The 21,318-nt window shown below is 38.2% G+C and carries 20 protein-coding genes; 13 read left to right on the top strand and 7 right to left on the bottom strand.

Translation table 11 applies throughout. The features are described from left to right. Positions 1–93: 93 nt before the first annotated feature. The 3 genes from I6F43_RS06090 to I6F43_RS06100 all read left to right on the top strand — a co-directional run bounded on the left by I6F43_RS06090 (position 94) and on the right by I6F43_RS06100 (position 2,906). Positions 94–558 (top strand): nuclear transport factor 2 family protein, encoded by a 465-nt coding sequence (locus I6F43_RS06090; protein ID WP_007581226.1) that lies wholly within the window; start codon positions 94–96, stop codon positions 556–558. A 40-nt stretch (positions 559–598) separates the two neighbouring features. Beyond that, positions 599–943, top strand: coding sequence for a DUF6694 family lipoprotein (locus I6F43_RS06095; RefSeq protein WP_007581228.1), 345 nt, complete (start codon positions 599–601; stop codon positions 941–943). Between the two features lie 397 nt (positions 944–1,340). Then, positions 1,341–2,906 carry a diguanylate cyclase domain-containing protein gene (locus I6F43_RS06100; protein WP_231614032.1) on the top strand — a complete coding sequence of 522 codons (1,566 nt, stop codon included), beginning with the start codon at positions 1,341–1,343 and terminating at the stop codon, positions 2,904–2,906. A gap of 49 nt (positions 2,907–2,955) precedes the next feature. On the opposite strand, the gene I6F43_RS06105 is transcribed toward I6F43_RS06100, so the two are convergent. After that, positions 2,956–3,171 carry a hypothetical protein gene (locus I6F43_RS06105; RefSeq protein ID WP_024593535.1) on the bottom strand — a complete coding sequence of 72 codons (216 nt, stop codon included), beginning with the start codon at positions 3,169–3,171 and terminating at the stop codon, positions 2,956–2,958. 170 nt (positions 3,172–3,341) lie between these two features. On the opposite strand from I6F43_RS06105, the gene I6F43_RS06110 reads away from it, so the two are divergent. From I6F43_RS06110 to I6F43_RS06125, 4 genes are all read left to right on the top strand, one after another. Further along, positions 3,342–5,249 carry a DUF1800 domain-containing protein gene (locus I6F43_RS06110; protein WP_197101450.1) on the top strand — a complete coding sequence of 636 codons (1,908 nt, stop codon included), beginning with the start codon at positions 3,342–3,344 and terminating at the stop codon, positions 5,247–5,249. Between the two features lie 9 nt (positions 5,250–5,258). Next, complete coding sequence (locus I6F43_RS06115; RefSeq protein ID WP_169059986.1) at positions 5,259–6,599, top strand: DUF1501 domain-containing protein; 1,341 nt, start codon at positions 5,259–5,261, stop codon at positions 6,597–6,599. A gap of 108 nt (positions 6,600–6,707) precedes the next feature. After that, complete coding sequence (locus I6F43_RS06120; protein ID WP_166378710.1) at positions 6,708–7,421, top strand: DUF1499 domain-containing protein; 714 nt, start codon at positions 6,708–6,710, stop codon at positions 7,419–7,421. A 143-nt stretch (positions 7,422–7,564) separates the two neighbouring features. Further along, entirely contained in the window at positions 7,565–8,611 is a 1,047-nt protein-coding gene (locus I6F43_RS06125; protein ID WP_197101451.1) for an NAD(P)-dependent alcohol dehydrogenase, read from the top strand. A 76-nt stretch (positions 8,612–8,687) separates the two neighbouring features. On the opposite strand, the gene I6F43_RS06130 is transcribed toward I6F43_RS06125, so the two are convergent. After that, positions 8,688–9,893, bottom strand: coding sequence for an MFS transporter (locus I6F43_RS06130; protein WP_007581242.1), 1,206 nt, complete (start codon positions 9,891–9,893; stop codon positions 8,688–8,690). Between the two features lie 360 nt (positions 9,894–10,253). Here I6F43_RS06130 and I6F43_RS06135 point away from each other — a divergent pair, with 360 nt between their 5' ends. The 3 genes from I6F43_RS06135 (at position 10,254) to I6F43_RS06145 (ending at position 15,126) form a co-directional block, all read left to right on the top strand. Then, positions 10,254–11,552 carry a methyl-accepting chemotaxis protein gene (locus I6F43_RS06135; RefSeq protein ID WP_197101452.1) on the top strand — a complete coding sequence of 433 codons (1,299 nt, stop codon included), beginning with the start codon at positions 10,254–10,256 and terminating at the stop codon, positions 11,550–11,552. Between the two features lie 154 nt (positions 11,553–11,706). Beyond that, entirely contained in the window at positions 11,707–13,872 is a 2,166-nt protein-coding gene (locus I6F43_RS06140; protein WP_197101453.1) for a TonB-dependent receptor, read from the top strand. Between the two features lie 291 nt (positions 13,873–14,163). Beyond that, entirely contained in the window at positions 14,164–15,126 is a 963-nt protein-coding gene (locus tag I6F43_RS06145) for a TDT family transporter (protein WP_197101454.1), read from the top strand. A 2-nt stretch (positions 15,127–15,128) separates the two neighbouring features. On the opposite strand, the gene I6F43_RS06150 is transcribed toward I6F43_RS06145, so the two are convergent. Further along, positions 15,129–15,320: a DUF2986 domain-containing protein gene (locus tag I6F43_RS06150; RefSeq protein ID WP_024610949.1), complete on the bottom strand. Its 192-nt coding sequence runs from the start codon at positions 15,318–15,320 to the stop codon at positions 15,129–15,131. A gap of 137 nt (positions 15,321–15,457) precedes the next feature. Between I6F43_RS06150 and I6F43_RS06155 the strand changes: the two genes are divergently transcribed. Next, complete coding sequence (locus I6F43_RS06155) at positions 15,458–16,945, top strand: dipeptidase (RefSeq protein ID WP_197101455.1); 1,488 nt, start codon at positions 15,458–15,460, stop codon at positions 16,943–16,945. A gap of 49 nt (positions 16,946–16,994) precedes the next feature. Here I6F43_RS06155 and I6F43_RS06160 read toward each other — a convergent pair whose 3' ends face one another. Then, positions 16,995–17,771, bottom strand: coding sequence for an EAL domain-containing protein (locus tag I6F43_RS06160; RefSeq protein WP_197101456.1), 777 nt, complete (start codon positions 17,769–17,771; stop codon positions 16,995–16,997). Positions 17,772–17,990: 219 nt separating this feature from the next. On the opposite strand from I6F43_RS06160, the gene I6F43_RS06165 reads away from it, so the two are divergent. Then, a complete protein-coding gene (locus tag I6F43_RS06165; protein WP_197101457.1) occupies positions 17,991–18,176 on the top strand; it encodes a 2TM domain-containing protein in 186 nt (61 codons plus the stop codon). An 84-nt stretch (positions 18,177–18,260) separates the two neighbouring features. Here I6F43_RS06165 and I6F43_RS06170 read toward each other — a convergent pair whose 3' ends face one another. From I6F43_RS06170 to I6F43_RS06180, 3 genes are all read right to left on the bottom strand, one after another. Continuing rightward, the gene (locus I6F43_RS06170) at positions 18,261–18,698 is read right to left on the bottom strand and encodes an OsmC family protein (protein WP_039487188.1); all 438 of its coding nucleotides are present in this window, start codon (positions 18,696–18,698) and stop codon (positions 18,261–18,263) included. A gap of 124 nt (positions 18,699–18,822) precedes the next feature. After that, on the bottom strand, positions 18,823–18,963 hold the full coding sequence (locus tag I6F43_RS06175; protein ID WP_170072044.1) for a DUF2256 domain-containing protein: 141 nt from the start codon (positions 18,961–18,963) through the stop codon (positions 18,823–18,825). 2 nt (positions 18,964–18,965) lie between these two features. Next, complete coding sequence (locus I6F43_RS06180; protein WP_197101458.1) at positions 18,966–20,489, bottom strand: cryptochrome/deoxyribodipyrimidine photo-lyase family protein; 1,524 nt, start codon at positions 20,487–20,489, stop codon at positions 18,966–18,968. Positions 20,490–20,609: 120 nt separating this feature from the next. On the opposite strand from I6F43_RS06180, the gene I6F43_RS06185 reads away from it, so the two are divergent. Beyond that, a complete protein-coding gene (locus I6F43_RS06185; RefSeq protein ID WP_197101459.1) occupies positions 20,610–21,218 on the top strand; it encodes a flavin reductase family protein in 609 nt (202 codons plus the stop codon). Positions 21,219–21,318 lie beyond the last annotated feature (100 nt).

The raw sequence follows: 21,318 nt of genomic DNA on the forward strand, positions 1-21,318 counted from the left end.
TGTTAGTACTTAAAACTATTTGTTTTATTGTTGAACATATTAATATAGTGTTCCTATAAATGAATCAATATTTTTAACTACAGGGAATAAGTGATGAAGCTACTTTTAACGTTAGGTTTGGCTCTAGTAACTGCTTTTTCGGCTTATGCTGAAAAGCCACTCGACTTAAATGCGTTTGCGCAGCAGTACTATAAAACAATGACCGCCACACAAGCACCTAACGCAGGTGCTAAAGAGCTTGAGGCTTACCTTGCATTGTTAACCGATGATATTGGCAATCAGCATATTCCGTATCAACCGGATGACTCACGTACTCCAGATGGTAAAAAGCAGATGCGCAAAGGTATGAGTTTTTACTTAGGTGCGCACACATTGTTTGAAAGCACACTGCTTAATACATTTGTGTTTAACGATACAGGCTTTGCTATTCGTTATAAAAACTATGTAAAAGGTATTCATCCGCAAAATAAGCAGCCAATAGAGTACACCTCCACAATGATGGAAGTGATTGAAATTGAAAACGGCAAAGTGGCGATGATCCGCAAGTATCACGAATAAACGAATAAACGAATAACTAATAAAACAAATAAGGATATATATGAAACATTTACTTATCGCATTATCAATATTAATGCTTAGTGCATGCGTTAGCACAAAAAATGATTTTAGATTTGATGGCTCCACACCAGAGACAACTCAAGTTGGAGTTAATAAAGTTTTAAAAGCATTAAAGCCTCAAGATTCAATGCGTTTTTTAGGCGCCTTAATCGCAATTCAATTTTCTGACGTGCAAAGTTTAGACGATATTATGGGCGACCCGACCATGATGGGGGAAATGAATTACTTTATTATTGGCAAAAAAATAGATGGTTTAAATTATTACGAAGTACTGGAGCTTGCGAGTTCGTCTCCATCAAAAGTTGAATTTTCTGTAGTGGAATAATTTCAGCTTTTTGTACTACTTTAAATATGTAATACCAATCCGCAATAATACTTAATCATTTTGCGGGGCTAAACGTGTCGCTACCTGCGTTAAAAAATTCTCATTTAGAACAACTAAATAGCGAATTTTTTGCCTAGCTATCAACACGTTTTTCCGCCCTCAAAATAGACCACTTAATTAAGCGAATTGGTATAATTTTATGTCTATATTAAATATATTATTGAAAAGGCTAAAATTTTAACGCTATAAAATTTAATAGTAAGCTTTGTTTATTCCTGCTCATGAATTTATACTACGCTTTAGTAAGAAGCTAATTATTTATTATTTAGGTACAGGGAGTCTAAAATATAAAAATGTAAGCTACTTTGACTTAATTTTACACGATTAGATAGAGACTATGACATTAAGATTTTTTGTAATAATAGGTACTTTGATTTTAATGTGCTTTGTAACAAGTTTATTAGTTGGGTACCGCTATTTCTTTAGCCTGCCGACCATAAACACTAGTATTGAAGATTATCAAAATCGTGAATTATTAAGTCTTAAAATTGCGCTTGATAGAGAGTTTATATTTTTAGAAACACTCAATTATGACTACGCCGTATGGGATGATACCTATAATTACATGGCTGATTTTGACGTAGAATATGTAGATTCAAACTTTGTGGGTGACACCTTCTACTCTCTCAAAATTGATGGTGTGTTTATTTACGATATAAACTTTAATATGGTTTACGGGCAAGCGTATGATTATATTAAACATACTGAGTTTGATGCGCCTGATTTAGATTTACAGGTTAATAAATTAAACCGCGCAATTATTCCTAATTCAAAAGCCTCTGAAGACGACAACAGTTTAAGCCATTCTGGTTTTTTGCAAACAGCGGACGGCCCTGTCATGTTTGCATCGCATGTAATAAAGCGAACAGATAAAACAGGTGAGCCTGTTGGTAGTATTGTTTTTATAAAAAAAGTAAGACCGTCGTTGATCAAGTCCCTAGCTGAGATTGCACAAGTGGAGCTTAGCTACTCACAAATAGAACAGGCTAGTTCTTTAAACGATATTGCGACGCTTAAAGGGAGCCTCCAAGGAGAGGACATTGCCACTCAAAGGAAAAGGGTGATTCTAGATATAAACGATAATCCACTTATTGCTTTGAACATTAAGCACCACCATCAAACACTGCCAGTTTTATTTGATCACTATTTAAAACTTATTTTGTTAATGTTTTTTGTAATGTCACTTTTGAGTTTCTATATTGTAAATCGTTACTTTATTGAACCACTTATTAACGGTGCGTCCGCTATCAATTCAATGTTGGTTAAAAACGATTTACAGCCTCTGAGATTCAGTAATAAATTTTTAGAAATGCGCGTTTTAATTAGCGGGTTTAATGCATTAATTAAACAAGTTAAAGATCAAAATTTTAAGCTTGAAAAAATAAGTAAAATTGATGGGTTAACCCAAATTTACAACAGGCGTGCCTTTGACGAAATTATTGCGGCGCAATGGGAACAGGCTCAACAGCAAAAAAATGCCTTTGGAATAATATTACTTGATGTAGACCATTTCAAAAATTATAACGATTTTTATGGTCACCAAGGCGGAGACAACGTTTTACAAGCTCTTACCCAAAAACTAAAGCAAGTAGCTAAGCAAAACACAGGTACAGTGGCGCGCTATGGCGGCGAAGAGTTCATATTATTCTTTAAACAGCTTTCTTATGAAGAGTTTGTAGATATATCTCAGCAATTGCTTTTGGCGGTTAGGGAATTAAATCTACCTCATGAAGCGTCGCCTGTACGTGAATATTTAACAATTAGTGCTGGGTGTGTATTTGCTACAAAAGAAACCTTAAGTAGTAATAATGTGTCTATGCAATCACTAATTAAAGAAGCTGACATAATGCTTTACGAAGCGAAAAACTCAGGTAGAGATAAAACATCAATCAAATCTATATAATTCAAGTGAATTATTAAAGATGCATCAGCTGTTTTTTATTATAAAACGCTTAAACCTCTTTCCCGCTATGGCTCTGTGCTAGGTCGTCAAGTTCGGCGCAAGTGTAATCAAAACCACTTTCGTCGTATTCGTATGTCACTTTTACACTATCGCCGCCATTAAAAAGTCGTGTTTTTACATCGTTAACCGGCCAGTCTTTCAGCTCGTGTAAAAACCGGTTAGCAACTTGTGAAGATTCAAAACAATAGCGAATTTCTGTTTTCATAAATAATAAAGCTCTGGCTGTTTACCCCTGCAGCTAGTGCATTATTAATGGGGCGTTCATGATTCGGTTACAAAAAATAAAGAGTTAAATTGTAAATTTTGTGTTTCAATAAATGCATCAAACTCGGTACACACTAACGTACTTTAATTAACAAATGATGACGACTTTACATGCATTATAAATTTGCTCTGATCGCAAGCACTGTTTTTATACTAAGCGCTTGCGGTGGTTCAGGCTCAGATGATACGCCAACCGTTAACGGAAATAAAATCCCCATTTTGTCAGTCGCTGATATTCCTAGTGAATTAAGTAAGGGCCAAACAATTGAGCTAACAGCAACAGCCAGTGATAAAGACGGCACTATTACATCGGTTGTATGGCAACAAACGCAAGGGCCTGAACTAATTAGCGGGCCTTTAGAGGCAGTAACCACCTCAGTAACACTGCTAAATGCACAAAGTTATAAGCCTGTTAATTACGCTTTTTCGGTCACAGCAACCGACAATGAAGGAGCAAGCAGTGTAAAAACGCTGAGCTTTATAGCGCGCAATAATATGGATGAGATTAGCGCCGCACGGTTACTACACCAAGCAACAATGGGGCCTAAGTTTAGTGAAATACAAAACGCACAAGGTTTAAGCGAGCAGCAATGGCTTGATAAACAAATAGCGCTACCTATTAATTATCACCGTGATTATTTAGTAAAGCTAAATGACGATGACGACTTTAAATACATAAGCCGCATAGATGCATGGTGGAAAGCAGTAATGCAAAGTGACGATCAACTTCGTCAACGTGTTGCATTTGCGTTAAGTGAAATATTAGTAGTGTCGGATGAAAACAGTGCCTTAAGAGGCCAACCTGAGGGCATGATCACTTATTACGATTTGCTACTCAAACATGCCTTTGGTAATTATCGTGACTTACTCGAAGATGTGACGCTTTCGCCTATTATGGGGACTTACTTAAGCCATTTGGGTAACGAAAAAGCAGACGATACACTTAATATTCGCCCAGACGAAAATTACGCACGTGAAGTAATGCAGTTATTTACTATTGGCCTTGAAGAGCTAAACCTGGATGGCAGCGCCAAGCTTGATGCACAAGGTAATACCATTGCCACTTACGGACAGTCAGAAATAGAGGGTTTTGCACGCGTATTTACAGGTTGGACGTTTGCCGATAGTGAAACATTTAAGCGCAAAAGTCGTGATTATATTAAGCCAATGGAAGCATTTGACGAGTACCATTCTAGTAAACAAAAAACCTTACTAAATGGCGAGGTTATACCACAAGGTTATGCAGCAGAAGAGTCATTGCAAATAGCGCTCGATAATTTATTTAATCATCAAAATGTTGCGCCATTTATTACTAAGCAACTTATTCAGCGATTAATTACGTCAAACCCAACACCCCAATACGTTGAGCGAGTAGCTAATGTATTTATTGATAACGGTGCTGGTGTACGCGGCGATTTAGCGGCTGTAGTAAAGGCTATTTACTTAGATGATGAAGCTCGGCATTTTGGCTCAGTGCTTAATTACCAAGGTAAAATTAAAGAGCCTATTTTAAAAACTGTACAGTTTTGGCGAAATCTCGATGCTAAATCGCCAGCGGGTTATTATAAAACATGGAATTTAATAAATAACTACGGGCAAGGGCCCATGCAGTCGGCTTCGGTATTTAACTTTTTTAGGCCTGATTATCAAACCGCAGCTTTACGAAATGAAGGTATTGTTGCGCCAGAATTACAAATAGCAAACGATGCAACACTGATTGGCACCATGAACGCGCTTTACGCAAGTTTAGTGTGGAGTACCGCAGAAGCGCACAGTGATTTAAATTCAAATAGTATTTATATTTATGTTCAAGACGACATGAATGTTTTAGAGAAAAACGGTGTTAGCGCGCTATTAGCTCAGTACAACACGTTATATTTTGCAGGCGCAATGAGCAGTGACACACGCCAAGCATTACTTGATTTAGATGCCTACTTTAATGAAGAGCAATACCGTGAACGGGTTTCGTATTTATTATATATGATTGCTATTTCACCTGAATTTAACGTGCAGTATTAGGAGCGCATAATGAGCATTAATAGAAGAGAGTTTTTGTCGTTATGTGTAAAAGGTAGTGTATCGGCTGCCGCGTTAACGAGCCTGCAATTACAAGCATTAACTGGAGCGACTAATGCAGTTGAGCTAGGAGATTACAAAGCATTAGTGTGTGTGTATTTATACGGAGGGAATGATTCGTTAAATATGCTAGTTCCGCTTGAAGGCGAGCAACGTAGTGTTTACGAGCAAAGTAGGCAGAACCTGGCGGTAGAGAGCCCACTTGAGTTAAGTATTAAAAGCCAGTTTGCCGGTGGAGTCGGTATTCATCCCTCACTTGAACCTATACAAAATGTGTTTGAATCTCAAAATTTAGCATTTGTAGGCGGGGTAGGTACTTTACTCGCTCCCACAACATTGAATGACTATAAAAATAAAGCAATAGGTTTGCCTAAGCATTTGTTTTCGCATAACGATCAGCAAGCTGCGTGGATGTATGGTCGAGAAAAACAATCACTTAATAGCGGGTGGGGCGCACGACTTTTAGAACGTTTAGAGCTACAAGATGAGTTTGCAGCTAATGTATCACTCGACGGTACTAATTTATGGCAAACGGGAAGTGCTAGCAATGCATTTGCGCTTAACAAAAGTGGCATTAGTAGTATTAACGCGTTTGGAGGGTATCAACCTCGTAGCGAGCACGTAACTTCTATTATGAACCGCTTACTAGGCAATACGAGCCATCCATTAAGTACAGCTTATGCCAATGGCTTAACAAGTGCGATAAATAACACTCAAGCAATGAACAGCGCGTTAGAAAGCGCGCCTGCACTTATTACCCCATTTAGCGATAATAGCCTTAGTGAGCAATTTGCAGCAGTCGCTAAAACAATTAGCGTACAGGCAAAATTGAGCACTCAGCGCCAAGTGTTTTTTGTTTCTATGGGGGGGTATGATACGCACGATAACCAATTAACAACGCACCCTGCTTTATTAAATACGTTAGCTCAAGGGTTAAGTGAATTTGATAGCGCGATGAAAGAGCTTGATATGGCAGATAAAGTGACTGCGTTTACTATGTCTGATTTTGGTCGCACGTTGACCTCAAATGGCGATGGCACTGACCATGGTTGGGCAGGAAACCAAATAGTAATGGGCGGCGCAGTAAAAGGCGGCAATATATATGGCGAGCTACTAACTCAACATTTGGATGGCCCACAAGATACCGGTGGCGGGCGTTTAATTCCAAGTGTTGCTAATGAGCAGTACTTTGCCACATTGGCTCAGTGGTTTGGTGTGCCAAGCTCTGAGCTTGTTGATATTTTTCCAAACTTGAGTAACTTTGATCACACAACATTGGACTTTTTTGTGTAATTAGTCGCTAATAGTAATCTAAAAGAACTTGTTAGTAGTATAAGCTACTGGTTAATAGTGCTTATCTGTTTTAATAATAAAAATCACACACAATATAGGAATCATAAAATGAAAGTTTTAGTGAGCTTAGTTAGTTTAATCGCTTTTTTACTCGTCATACTGCCAGGGCCTTTGTATAAATTTGGTATTGTAGAATTAGGTGTTGCGTTTACGGGGTTTAAATTTGGCGTTTATGCTGGTGGCGCTGCATTGGTGCTACTTATAGTACAAGCGTTATTTATGCGTAAAACGTTAACGCTAAGCAGTGGTGTTATTGCACTTGTATTTTCGGTTGTGGCCATTGCTATGCCACTTAATATGATGAACAAGGCTGAAGGCGTACCGGCAATTCATGACATTTCAACTGATTTAGTTAATCCACCAAAATTTGTAGCAATTGCACCACTGCGTGCAAATGCATCTAACCCAGTAGAATACGCGGGTGAAGAAACGGCAGTACAGCAACGCAAAGCATACCCGGAGCTGGTAACGATAAGCTTTGCACAATCTAAAGCCGATTTAATGACAGCAAGCGAACAAGCAGTTAAAAATCTTGGCTTTGCATTGGTAAGTGCAAATACGGCTACAGGTATTGTGGAAGCTACCGATACAACAACGTGGTTTGGTTTTAAAGACGATGTGGTAATTCGTATTAAAGATGAAGGCAGCCAACGTTTTGTTGATATTCGTAGTAAGTCGCGAGTAGGGCGTAGTGATTTAGGAAAAAATGCAGAGCGCATTCATTCAATTATTAATGAATTAAACAGCTTACTTGCAAAATAATTAAATTTAGCTCCCTAGTCCTAACGATTAAGCCCAAACACTGTTTGGGCTTTTTTTGTGCCTATTTTATATTGTCAGGTTCTATTCACAGGCTATGTACTATGCTGTTGATGATTTAAATTTTTAACCACTATGGAGTTATTATGAAAACAGTAGGATATGCAGCAAAAAGCCAAGGTTCTGAATTGACAGAATTTTCTTTTGAGCGCCGCGATTTACGAAATAACGATGTAGAAATTGAAATTTTATACTGTGGTGTGTGCCATTCAGATTTACACGCCGTACGAAATGATTGGGGTGGCAGTGACTACCCATTGGTACCTGGGCACGAAATTGTTGGTAAAGTTATGTCGGTAGGTAGCGACGTTAAAAAATACAAGCAAGGCGACACGGTTGCTGTTGGTTGTATGGTTGATTCGTGCCAAAGCTGCGATCAATGTGATAACGATGAAGAGCAATTTTGCCGCGAAGGTATGATTGGTACTTATGCAGGCAAAGACCTCATTAGTGGTGAAATGACCCAAGGTGGGTATTCTAAACATGTCGTTGTACGCGAAGAATTCGTACTTTCCGTACCAGAAAATTTAGACCTTTCTCGCGTAGCACCGCTACTTTGTGCAGGTATTACTACTTACTCGCCACTTCATAAATGGGGCGTAAAAAAAGGTAGCCGTGTGGGTGTTGTTGGTCTAGGCGGACTTGGCCATATGGCCGTTAAAAATGCAGTTGCAATGGGCGCAAGCGTTACGGTAATCGGCCGTAGTGAGTCTAAAAAAGATGATGCGGTTAAATTGGGTGCTCAGCACTACTTAGTGTCATCTAATGATGACGAAATGAAAGACTCGCAATCTGCCTTTGACGTCATTATAGATACGGTACCTGTAAAACATGATTTATCTATTTACACACCACTACTTGATGTAGATGGTACTTTAGTTATTGTAGGCCAAGTTGGTCCTGTAGATGAGCTAAGCACGGTGCCACTGTTAATGGGTCGCCGTCGTATTGCAGGCTCACTTATTGGTGGTATTGCACAGACGCAACAAATGCTCGACTTTTGTGGTGAAAATAACGTGCTACCTGAGTGCGAAATGATCAACATAGACGAAATTAACACAGCATACGAGCGTATGGAAAAGTCTGACGTACGATACCGCTTTGTTATTGATATGGCATCGTTAAACGCTTAATTTACTAGGTAAATTAAAAATAAAAGAGCCGCTAATTAGCGGCTCTTTTTGTATTTTAAATTAATCTGAACTCAAGTTAATTAGTGGCTTGCGCTGTTGGTTGCTGTTTATTTAGTTGTAAGTAACTTAGTAGCCACATACCCAAACCACCTAAAAACAATGCAGCTGCTACGTAACCTGTTTGATTAGGTGCAGCACCTTGCGCTATTGCAATTCCGCCAACCCAAGGACCTATAGCATTGGCAGTATTAAATGCGCACTGTACTAAGGCACCAATCATAGCGTGGCCTTCGGGCGCAACGTCCATTAAAAGCGTTTGAATCAGCGTAGCCAAGCCCACACTGCAACCAATAAAGAAGATCACTGCGTAAAGAGCCCAAATATTATGGCTTGCCGTTACATAAGCAAAGGCAAATACAATGGTACATACAAGCGCAAGGCCAGTCGTTTTAATTGCTGATTTATCGGCAGCTTTACCCAGTACATAGTTACCGAGCGTACAACCAATACCAAACATTACCATTGCGATAGAAATAGTATATGGGGCTGTTTTTGTTACCACTAAGATGGTGTCGGCAATGTAAGTATAAATACAAAATACCCCGCCAAAGCCAATAATTACAATACCCAAAATAGACCAAACCAGTTTGTTTTTAAGTACGCCAAACTCGTTTAGTAAGTTAGAAGGCTTAGCGTTATCTATATTTGGAACTACTTTATAAACAAAAATAAAAGCAATAAATGCAAGCACTGCAGCGCCGGCTAAACAATACCGCCAACTAAGGTTTTGACCCACAAGTGTTACAACAGGCACACCAACAATAGTAGCCACAGTTAACCCCATAAACACCTTAGACATAAAGCTAGCACGCTTACCTTTTGGGGCAATATCCGATGCTAATAAAATAGCCGCGCCAAAATATGCACCATGAGGTAAACCACTTAAAAATCTAAATATTACAAGCTGCTCAAGCGATGTTGCCATCGCGCTTAACCCGTTTGAGACAAACATTAAGCTTATAAAAATGAGCAATGCTTTGCGCTTTCTCATATTAGCAGTGGTAAGCATTAAAATAGGGGCGCCAACTACAACACCAATGGCGTAAGCACTAATTGCGTAACCACTTTGTGAGGGCGTTGAGCCAAATGTTTCGCTAATTAGTGGCAGCATAGGCATCATCGAAAACTCAGATAATCCTAAAATAAATGTGCCTAGCGCTAATACGAGTAAAATAGCGGTTCTGTTAAGTTGACTAGATGCCGACGTTACATCTGATGTCATAGATGATCCCTTAAGGTTTAATTTTAAAAATGAAACTGCACAATAGATCTTGAATAGGAAATATTATGTGTATGCTTAAATTTTGGTGTGAGAGGGTAGTCTGTGAGGGCGCTATTTTAAGTTAAAAAAAGTACAGAGTCATGCATAAATTAGTGGTTTTATTAGGTTTTTAAAATGTTAATTAGAAGAAAATACTACTTAACATTTATAAAATAAAAAAACTATTTATAAAGCATATATATATAAGATATTAAATATTAGCCGAAAGGTTATTTAAAGCTTATATTTACAGTACAGCTACATATTGATATCACATTAATTTGCTAATTTTTGTACTAATTTACTCCTTAAGGTTTTTATATGTTTGGTATTTCTAAAAGAAACGCAAAAATTGAAGAAATGGAGCTTCAATTAATTCAAAAACAATCTATTTTATCGGCAATTAATAAGCACGTTGCTTATATAGAGTTTACACCTGATGGAATAATATTAGACGCAAACCAGTTGTTTTTAAAAACGATTGGGTATAGCAAAGAGAAAATAATTGGTAAGCATCATCGTATGTTTTGCGAACCTGAATATGCAAAGTCAAACGAATATAGTCAATTTTGGCAAGCATTAAAAACAGGGAATTCTAAAGCAGGCTCATTTTTAAGGTACAAAGCTAATGGCGATAAGCTTTGGCTTGAGGCAACTTACTTTCCTGTAGAAGATCGCGGCGTAGTCACCAAAGTTATTAAAATAGCCTCTGATATTACGACCAGTTACATACAAAGAAAAGCGCAAGAAGCTATTGCAAATGCACTCGACAAAGCCTTGGCTACAATAGAGTTTACCCCAGAGGGTAATGTTTTAAAGGCGAACCAAAACTTTTTAGCAACAATAGGTTATAGCTTAAAAGACATTGTAGGCAAGCATCATAAAATGTTTTGTACTAAATTGTTTTATGAGAATAACCCACGCTTTTGGAGTGAATTAGCGCAGGGGCAGTTTAAGTCAGGAAAATTTAAACGTATTGCCGCCGACGGTTCAGAAATTTGGTTAGAAGCAACTTATAACCCAATTTTAGATAGCAAAGGTAATGTAATTAAAATAATTAAGTTTGCATCAAATATTACCGATCGAATTAATAATAACAGTGCAGTGACAGAAGCCGCTGCAATAGCACATGAATCGGCGGTAGCTACTGCTACAACTGCTAAAAAAGGCTCTGAAATACTACAAAGCTCTATAGCGAACTCCGACGCCATTGTAAGCCAAGTACTTAAATCGGTAGATTTAATAAAAAATCTTAATGAACAGTCTGCGGTCATAGGTTCCATTGTTTCGACAATTAGCAGCATTGCGGATCAAACTAATTTACTGGCACTTAATGCCGCAATAGAAGCAGCGCGTGCTGGTGATTATGGTCGAGGTTTTGCTGTAGTAGCTGATGAAGTAAGGCAGCTTGCAGCCAGCACTAGTCGCTCTACTAATGAAATAGCAAGTGTTGTTAAAAATAACCAAGAGCTCACTAATGATATATCAAAGCAAATAACGTCAGTTTCAGACTCATCAAAACAAGGAAGAGAGCTTATTGCTAATGTGTCTGAGGTCATTAAAGAGATTGAACGTGGAGCCGATATTGTTTCTCAAACGGTAGCTAAGTTAAATACTTAGTTAATTGCATGTTCCTATGTTTAAAGCTGCCTTCTTATGTGTTCAAACACCCCTAACAACATTTTAAATTGATAAAGTGCGACAATATGTCGCGCTTTTGCTTTTGCAACTCACATTATAATTACGTCAATTATTACAGTGGCATAAATTAACAATGGTTTATAAAAGCAAAACTCAAAAAACATATTTACTAACGCCTGTCGCACTTTTTATTAGCGGTGTGCTATCTCCTTTTGCATTTGCCGACGATATGCCTTTAGAAGTGATTGAAGTACACGGACATGCTCAAAATAAGCATTTAGCACTTGGTTCGTCAGAATCGTTATTAAGTGATTTAGGTGTCGATTTTTCAGCAGCGGGCGGCGTATCTAACTTACCTATTTTAAATGGTTTAATGGGCGACAGAGTTAAAGTGTTAGTTGATGGTGCAGATGTAACCGCTGCATGCGCTAATCATATGAACCCGCCACTTTCGTATATCTCGGCTAATCAAATTACGTCTTACAATGTGGTTGCAGGCGTGTCGCCAGTAAGCGCGGGCGGGGATAATATTGCCGGTGTAATAAGCGTTAATTCTATTTCACCACAGTATAGCGATAGCAATGAATTAGGTTGGCACTCAGGTTATGTGTCAGCAAAGTACAGTAGCGTTGATAACGGACGTAAACTTGGCGTTGGTGCACGTTTAGCAAGTGACACGTTTAGCCTTAATTATCAGGGTTCGTTTAGTGACGCAGATAGTTATGAAGATGGTAACGGCGATGTAGTATTAGATACATTGTATCGAGCACAAAATCATAGTTTAACCGCAGCTATGCGCGATGATAAACAGCAATTAGTTATAAAGCTAACGCATCAAAAAATCCCGTATCAGGGATTTGCAAATCAGTATATGGATATGACCGATAACACCAGCTACGGTGCAATAGCTCAATACAAACGCTCCTTTGAAAACAGCGAGCTTGAAGGGCAAGTTAACTGGCATAGCGTAAAGCACGAAATGGGTTTTTTCAGCCAAGAAAAAACAGGCATGATGCGAATGAAAACCGATGCACAAGATATAAGTACGCAGCTTAAATGGCGTATCGCGCTTGATAAAAACAGCAGTATTTTACTCGGTCAAGAATATTACAATTACAGTATTGATGATTGGTGGCCAGGTATTGAAGGCTCAACCATGATGGGGCCAGAGGATTACGTAAATATAAATAACGGTAAACGAGAGCGAATAGCGGCATTTGCAGAATTTGAGAGCCAAATAAATACAAAATTATGGTTAAACGCAGGCGTACGTATTGAAAGTATTAATACCCAAGTTGGAGAAGTTCAATCTTACAACGATGGTATGAGCATGACGGATATGGACGATATGAGCGAGATGGGTAGCATGGAAAGTATGACCATGAGCGATACGTCTACAGATAACACTATTGCTGCACAGAATTTTAATGCTGGCGACAGAGATAAAACCGACACTATAGTTGATGCTAACGTATTAATTAACTACCAAATAACAAATTATGATGAGCTGCAATTTGGGCTTGCCCGTAAAAACCGAGCACCTAATTTATACGAGCGATACAGTTGGGGTGTAAGTACCATGGCAACCACCATGATTGGTTGGTATGGCGATGGTAATGGCTATATTGGTAACCCTGATTTAGACGTTGAAACAGCGCATACAATAAGTGCTACTTATATTAAATCGGCTAAAGATGACCGTTGGCTATTAAGCACCAATGTTTGGTATACAGATGTGAACGACTACATTGATGCTGATATTGTAAGAAGCTTCAATAGTTATGACTTGGACAATACAGCGCGCAATATTTTGCAGTTTACTAATGTAGATGCAATTTTGTATGGTGCAAAAATAGATTTAACAGCCAATATTTATGAATCTAAGCAATTAGGTAACTGGCAGTTACACGCTAATGTTACTAATACGAGAGGCAAGCGCGACGATACTAACCAGCCGCTTTATCAAATTAAACCACTGCAAACCCAGCTAGGTATTAGCCAGCAAATAGGTCGATTTGAAAATGCATTATCTTGGCAGTGGGTAGATACTAAAAGCCGTGTAGATAATAATCGTTTTGAAAACCAAACAGACAGCTACAGCTTGGTTAATTTAAGCTCTAAAGCCACATGGGATTCATTAACGCTAAGCGCAGAAGTGAGTAATGTGTTTGATGAGTATTACCAGCTCCCATTAGGTGGTATAAGTATTGCGGCACTTAAACAAGATAGTAGCAACGGGTTTGAACAACTTGCAGGGCAGGGGCGTTCATTTAATTTAAGCGTTAGTTACGCGTTTTAATTAACCTCATATTCAAATTTAAAATAAAGCAAAAGCCATAACCACGTTATGGCTTTTTTTGCGCTTTAATAACTAATAACTAATAACTAATAACTAATAACTAATAACTAATAACTAATAACTAATAACTAATAACTAATAACTAATAACTAAGCCGTAAACTTATTTTATGAAATATTTGTACGCAAAAAGCGTTCTATTAAGCACGCTTGTACTAATTTTACAGCGTTATTTTAAGGCAATGCAGTAAAAAGCAGTAACTTGTTCATCACCCAATGATTAGGAAATACAGTGTTTAAGCAATTTAAAAATAAAGTGATGGGTGCGCCAACGGCCATGGCTGGTTTAGCTTTGGGTATTGTCAGTATGGGGTGGGCATGGGAAAACGTTTTTAATTTAAATTATTATGGGCAATTTTTGGGAGCTGTTTTTGCTAGCGTATTAGTTTTACTTTTGGCTGCTAAGTTTTTACTGCACCCTCACTTATTAAAAGCCGATTTAGCACACCCAGTTGCAGGAAGTGTGATCCCTACATTTGCAATGGCTAATCTTGTTATTTCAAACTCAATTGGGCAATTTAACCCATTGGCTGGTGATACTATGTGGGTTTTAGCTTTTGTGTTGCATCTCACATTTTTGGTGAGCTTTTTATACCAGCGGGCAAAAAAGTTTAATTTTGAAGATATGGCGCCCAGTTGGTTTGTGCCACCAGTGGGGATAATTATTGCAGATATTACTTTTTCGGGAAATCCGACATTAGCGTGGTTAGCTTATAGTGCGTTAGTTATTGGTATATCAACGTACGCTATAATGCTGCCAATTATGTTTTACCGTTTTTTATTAGCATTAAAAAGTGACTACGAAATACAGCCAACACTTGCCATTTTAGCTGCGCCTGCCAGTTTAACATTAGCGGGATATTTTCATATTGTAGCTAATCCATCACTTGTTATAGTGGGGGCATTATTTATATTAGCGATAATAAAAACACTGATTGTTTATGTGTTATTTATAAAGTTATTACGCAGACCTTTTACGCCGAGCTACGCTGCTTTTACGTTTCCAATGGTTATTGGGGCAACTGCATTATTTAAAATGGCTGATTGGATGCAAAGTATAAACCTCGCAATACCATATGTAGATGCAGTTAATTACTTAGCTACGTTTGAACTTATAGTTGCCACGGCAGTAGTCGGTTATGTATGTGGTCGGTACTTTTGCCACTTTAAATTATCAAAGCAACAGGTAACGTAAAGTTACTCTTGGATTACCTGTGGCTCATTACTTTCTTGTTCAGCTAGTTTTTCGCGCTCAGCTTTTGACACATAAGACGGTTTATTGCCTTTGTGCAATTTAGCGTTAGTGCGTTTATCTTTCTTTTGAAATTTAGTGACGATTTTTTTACGACGGTTCACAATTAAATACCCTGTTAATTTTAAGTCGCGCATTATACAGTCATCCTCATAAAAGCTGCTATATAAATATTCAGCTTAAGTAATCTGCGCGTTTGGCGTAAAGAGCTATAAGTAAGCGCTTCATAGCGTTATAATTCCCACTCTTAGTTATTAATTAAATGGGAATTGTTTTGAAAAAGTTAGCTTTAGCCAGTATTGCTTTATTTGCGTTTGGTGCTCATGCGCAGTTAAATAAAAATATTGATAGCGTTGCCGATTACGCAGTAAATACCTACCAAAATGCTCAAATACACACTCTTACCAATTTAGTTGCCTTTCCTACGGTTAATAAAGCGAATATAAAAACGCCACAAAACCAAGATTTTATTGGCTTTAAAGCACTTTTAAAAATGAAAGCCGCAGAGCTTGGTTTTGACTACCAAGATTTAGGTTATACCGTACTAATCGGTATGGGCGAGCAAAGCGAAAAAGTAACGGTAGTAACGCATGGCGATGTGCAACCTGCAAATGCTAGCAAATGGAAACAAAGCCCTTTTATTATTGATACATCAGAGCCTGGTAAATTAGTTGGTCGTGGTACGGAAGACGATAAAGGTGCAATAGCAACCGCGCTTTACGCCATGAAAGCAATTAAAGATAAAGGCATAACGCTTAATAACCGTATTGAGCTAATGATTTATCTTGCTGAGGAGTCTGATTGGGGTCCACTTACTGAATTTATGAAAACGTACGAGCAGCCAAAATATGCAGTAACGATTGATGCGTCATATCCTGTAGTGGTTGCAGAGAAAGGTTGGAGCTTAATAGCCCCTACATTTAATGCTACATCGCCACAAACGGGTTTATATGTAAAGGATGTAACTGGCGGTGCGTTTAGAAGCCAAATTCCAGAAGACGCCAGCTTAGTACTTCACAATGCAGACGCTGCACTTATTAATACATTAAAAGCAAAAGCCAAAACATTAAATAAAGTTGAGTTTAACTTTAGTGATCAAAATGATGCCTTAGCAATAAGTGTTAAAGGTATGTCGGCGCATTCATCAGAGCCGGAGTCGGGTATAAATGCGATTGCGTATTTAGCTGAGTTATTTAAAGGCGTGGAGCTTGAAAATAACAGTGACGGCGAGCTAATCGACTTTGTGAATCAGTTAATTGGTTTAGATATTCACGGTAAACAGTTTGGCGAAATAGCCTATAAGCACGACTTTATGGGTCCGATGACAGTGGCACCAACCGTTATAGAGCGCGATGGTAATGCGCTAACACTTGCTGTAAATGCACGTCGCCCTATGGGTAAAGACGAAGCTGTATTACAAAAGCAAATTGATGATGCGCTCGCTAATTGGCAAGCCACTAACAATGTAACGCTTGCCAACATAGAAACAATTATTGGCACACCTATGCTGCTTGATAGCGCGCCGCATGCGCAAAAGCTACTTGATATTTTTAAACATTTTACGGGCGACGAAAAAGCTGACTTTGTATCAATTGGTGGTGGCACTAATGCAAAGCTGTTTGATAACGCGGTATCGTTTGGTCCTTCAATGCCCGGTAAGCGCTACACGGGTCACTCAGAGCATGAATTTATGACCATTAAGCAACTTGAGCTCAATTTACGTATGTATACAGCGATGATGATAGAGCTGGGTAATATGTAGTTTTAGCATTACTTAGATTCAATAAGATATAAATAATAGGTGTTGGGTATTAATCAGCACCTATGTCCTCAAAATTTACCTTAGGCAAGTTTTCAAAGCTTGGTTTGGCAAATAAATACCCTTGCATAAGTTCAACACCTGCGTTTTTAAGCCATGTATATTCTTGTACTGTTTCAATCCCTTCAGCCAATGGAGTAATGTTTAAATCGCGAAACATATTTAAGCAATGAGTTACTATTAATTGGCGTTTTTTGTCGTTGTTTATATTGCGTATGAGCGCCATATCAAGCTTGATAATATCTGTTTGAAAGTCAGCCAGTAGATTTAAACCAGAATAACCTGCACCAAAGTCATCGGTGGCGGTTTTAAACCCAAGAGACTGATAGTAATCAACAACGCGCTTTATGTGCGTGGTATCTTCTATTTTTTCTACTTCGGTAAATTCAAACATAATATTTTGAATTGGAAAGTTATACTTTTTTGCAGCTTCTAGTGTGGTGCGTATACATCGCTCAGGTTTATAAATAGCATTAGGTAAAAAGTTAATGCTTAGCATTGATGTTATGCCCAGCTTTGAGGCTAGTTGAATGGCTTTAATACGACAAAGCTGATCAAATGCATAGCGGTTGTCCTCATTCACTTTTGAAATAATAGAATAAGCAGACTCGCCATTTAAACCTCTAACCAGCGCTTCATAGCCATAAATGAGGTTAGTTTTACAGTTTATAATGGGTTGAAAAGCCATTGAAAAATCAAATTCGAGATCGTTAGTATCAGCGCAGTTGTTACATGTCACTTTTTCTAAATCTTTTGATTTTTCGCTCATTTAGCTCATCCTCTTATGTTTATTTGTTTAAGGTTAGTTGAGATTAGATCCTAACACAAATAGATTAAAGTATTGTTTTTTATGTTTTTATACATAATAAATGACTATGTAATTAAATAAAAAGTAATGACTAATGTCAGATCACTTAGTGACATTTAGCAGGTGTGTATGTTGCTTATTAAAACAATAATAGCGACATACATTACTTGGAGAGTATAAATGAGCAATACAATTACATTAGGCAAAAAAATTAAAACATATCTACTTATTTTAACTTTACTAAGCGTTATAAATTTACTAACTTCGCCTAATTATATGTGGGTAGTATGGCCAGCAATTGGGATGGGAATAGGGCTTGTAGTCAGTACTTTGAGCTGGAATAAACCTAAAAATAATTTTTTATAATAAGCAAGCCAAGTAATTACTTACTTGGCTTTTTTAGTAAGGAACTGTCTAAATAGTTACATCTAAATAGTTAAGTCTAAATAGTTAAAATGCTGATTGAAGTGTCGCATCTAGTGATATTTCGGTATTTAAGAGTTTTGAAATAGGGCAGCTCTTTTTGGTTTGCTCACACAAGGCTTGAAACTGCTCATTTTGAATATCATCAATACGCGCTTTTACCTCAAGGGCAATATGCGTTACTGAAAAACCATCATCTACTTCATCAAGGCTTACAGTGGCTTTAGTATCAATTTTATCGGCGGTAAAGCCTGCATCACCTAATGCAAGTGAAAGTGCCATACTAAAACATGCGCTGTGCGCTGCACCTACTAATTCTTCAGGGTTTGAGCCTGCCTTATCTTCAAAGCGGGTATTAAAACCGTAAGGTTGTTTGTTAAGCGCGCCACTTTGAGTTGATATGCTACCTTTACCTGTTTTAATGTCGCCAGACCATGTTGAACTTGCCGTTTTTTTAATCGTCATCATCTTCTCCTTGCTTGAGTGTAAGCTTTTCAGGTTAGTTAAGCGTTATTTACAAAATAAGCTTACATAAAGCCTTAAAAGCGTTAATTACAGATGATGCTGCAAAATAGACGCCAGTTAATTGTTATCCCTGTTTATTTCGCTTACAGCGCTCTGAACAGTAAATAACGTTATCCCAGTCGCGCTGCCACTTTTTACGCCACGCGAAAGGTTTATTACAAATGGGGCATATTTTTTGAGGTAAGTTTAGTTTTTTGTGCGCCATACTTACTTAGCCTTGCTGTTACTTTTAGTATCCGTTTTACTTTTTGTTCGAGTAACTTTTTGAGTACCTCCAACGTGTTTTTTAAGAATCCTCCCTATGGCGCGTTTAACATCGGCTCGCTCACGGTATTGCCATAAGCGTTCGCGTGCTTCTTTTGAGGCTGCTGTTAAATCAAGCATCGGTTCGGGATAATCCTCCCCTAACTTAAAGTCGTTAAAGAGTGCTTCCATTGGAGTTTGCTCCCAAGGCTGATGTAAATATTCAATAGGGAGTTTTTCAAGCTCGGGGCACCACTTTTTAATAAATGAACCTGTTGGATCTTGATCTTCTGATTGTTTAATTGGGTTATAGTGCCTAATGGTGTTTATGCCTGTTACCGAGGCTTGCATTTGAATTTGCGGGTAGTGAATGCCAGGCTCAAAATCTAAAAAGTAATTAGCGAGCGGAAAGCTTGCTTGCTGCCAGCTTATATTTAAATGATGGGTGACAAAGCTTACAAGCATGGCGCGCATTCTAAAGTTTATATAACCGGTGGCTTTTAAGCAGCGCATGCAAGCGTCAATAATGGGAATACCCGTTTTACCTTGGGCCCATCGTTCAATATCGTTTTTCACATGTTCATCATCACGATACGGAAATACGTGATAACCCGGATTAAGGGCTAAAAACTCCATAGAGCATTCGCTTTCAAACTTTTGCATAAAATGGCAATGCCAGTGCAAACGCGATACAAACGCTGCAAGCGGGCGCTTCCAGCCTCTTTTATCAGGGTGTTTTGAATGATATTCATCAATGGCCATTTGATACACTTGCCTAAGGCTAATGTTCCCCCACGCTAAATACGGGGAAAGACGAGAGCAGTGGGTTTGGCTTAAACTTGGGCTCGATATTCCTTTTTGATAACCTTTACCGCGCTCGGCAAAAAAGCTCTGCATTACAGTTCGCGCATGCAGCGGGCCGCCTTGTTGAAAGCTGTCGTGATCTTGCATGTAAGCGCTTGGTAGCTCAGGTGTTTGGTAGTTATTGAGGGTAATTGTTTTTATACTCTTCCAATTAGGAACAGCAATAGGTGCTTGCATTGTTTGCTGCCAGCGTTCGTTCCAATTATTACGATTTTTTTTGCCGCGAATAACCGCGCCTGTTTGCGACTCTTGCCAGTTAATATGGTTATGCTGGCACCATGCTTTTATTGCTTTATCGCGCTTAAAGGTGTTATTTAAGCCTATTTCTTGATGGCTAAAAATATTAACTATTTCAAACTGTGCCTTTAACGATTCAAGTAAATCGCTCATATTTAAATTAAATATATAAACACAGGCGTTAAAACGCTCTAGTTGCTTGTTTAACTCAACTATTGATTGATATACAAAGCGCCAGTGCCGCTCATTGTAGTGTGCATCTTCGAGCAGTAATGGCTCAAAGTTATAAAGTAATAGGGTAGGTAAGCCATTACTGAATGCATTTTTTAATGGTTGATGATCGCTAAGACGCAAATCACGTTTAAACCACACGATGTTTATTTTCATATAATTTGTTTATTGCTTTAAATAGAGATAAAAATTAGCTTGTTATTTAACTGAGTCAGCCAAACCTATACGTAACTAACTTGAATTAAGATTTAGTTTTAATGTATTAAAAGGAAAAGTATGTTTTTAGATTTAACTGTAAATAAAGAGCTTAATGTTTATTCGTATTTAGTTGGCGGGATCAGCCCTCGTCCAATTGCATGGATAAGTACATTAAGTAGCGACGATGTGGCTAATATTGCTCCTTACTCATTTTTTACAGTAGCGAGTTGTAACCCACCAGTATTGAGTGTGACGCAAGTAAATCCACGCGATAAACCAAGTAAAGATACATTAATTAACTTATTAGCGACTAAAGAATGTGTGATTAACATTGTGAGCCATGAACTGGTTGAAAAAATGAATCAAAGCTGTGCTAATTATCCTAGTGATGTTAGTGAGTTTGATGCTGCAAATATAACTAAAATTGATAGCCAAATGGTCGCAGTGCCGAGTGTTGCTGATTCAAAAGTACGCTATGAGTGTAAGCTACGCGAAGTTATTACTATTTCAAGCGAGCCAGGTGGCGGGCAAATGATGTTACTAGACATAGTGGGTATTTGTGTTGACGATGAAGTGTTTGTTGACGGTTATATTGACCCAACACTTTTAGATGCGGTAGGTAGAATGGGTGGAGATTACTATGCAACCACTAAAGACAAATTTGTACTTAAACGACCACAAATTTAGGGCGTGTTGATCTTTGTGGATTGAAATTTGTTCAATCTAGGGGCGATTTAATCGCGGCGCGAGGTTTGTAACCTAGTGGGCTAAGTAAAAACCGAGCAAC

This window comes from Pseudoalteromonas sp. NZS71_1 (assembly GCF_015864305.1).
GTDB lineage: Bacteria > Pseudomonadota > Gammaproteobacteria > Enterobacterales > Alteromonadaceae > Pseudoalteromonas > Pseudoalteromonas arctica.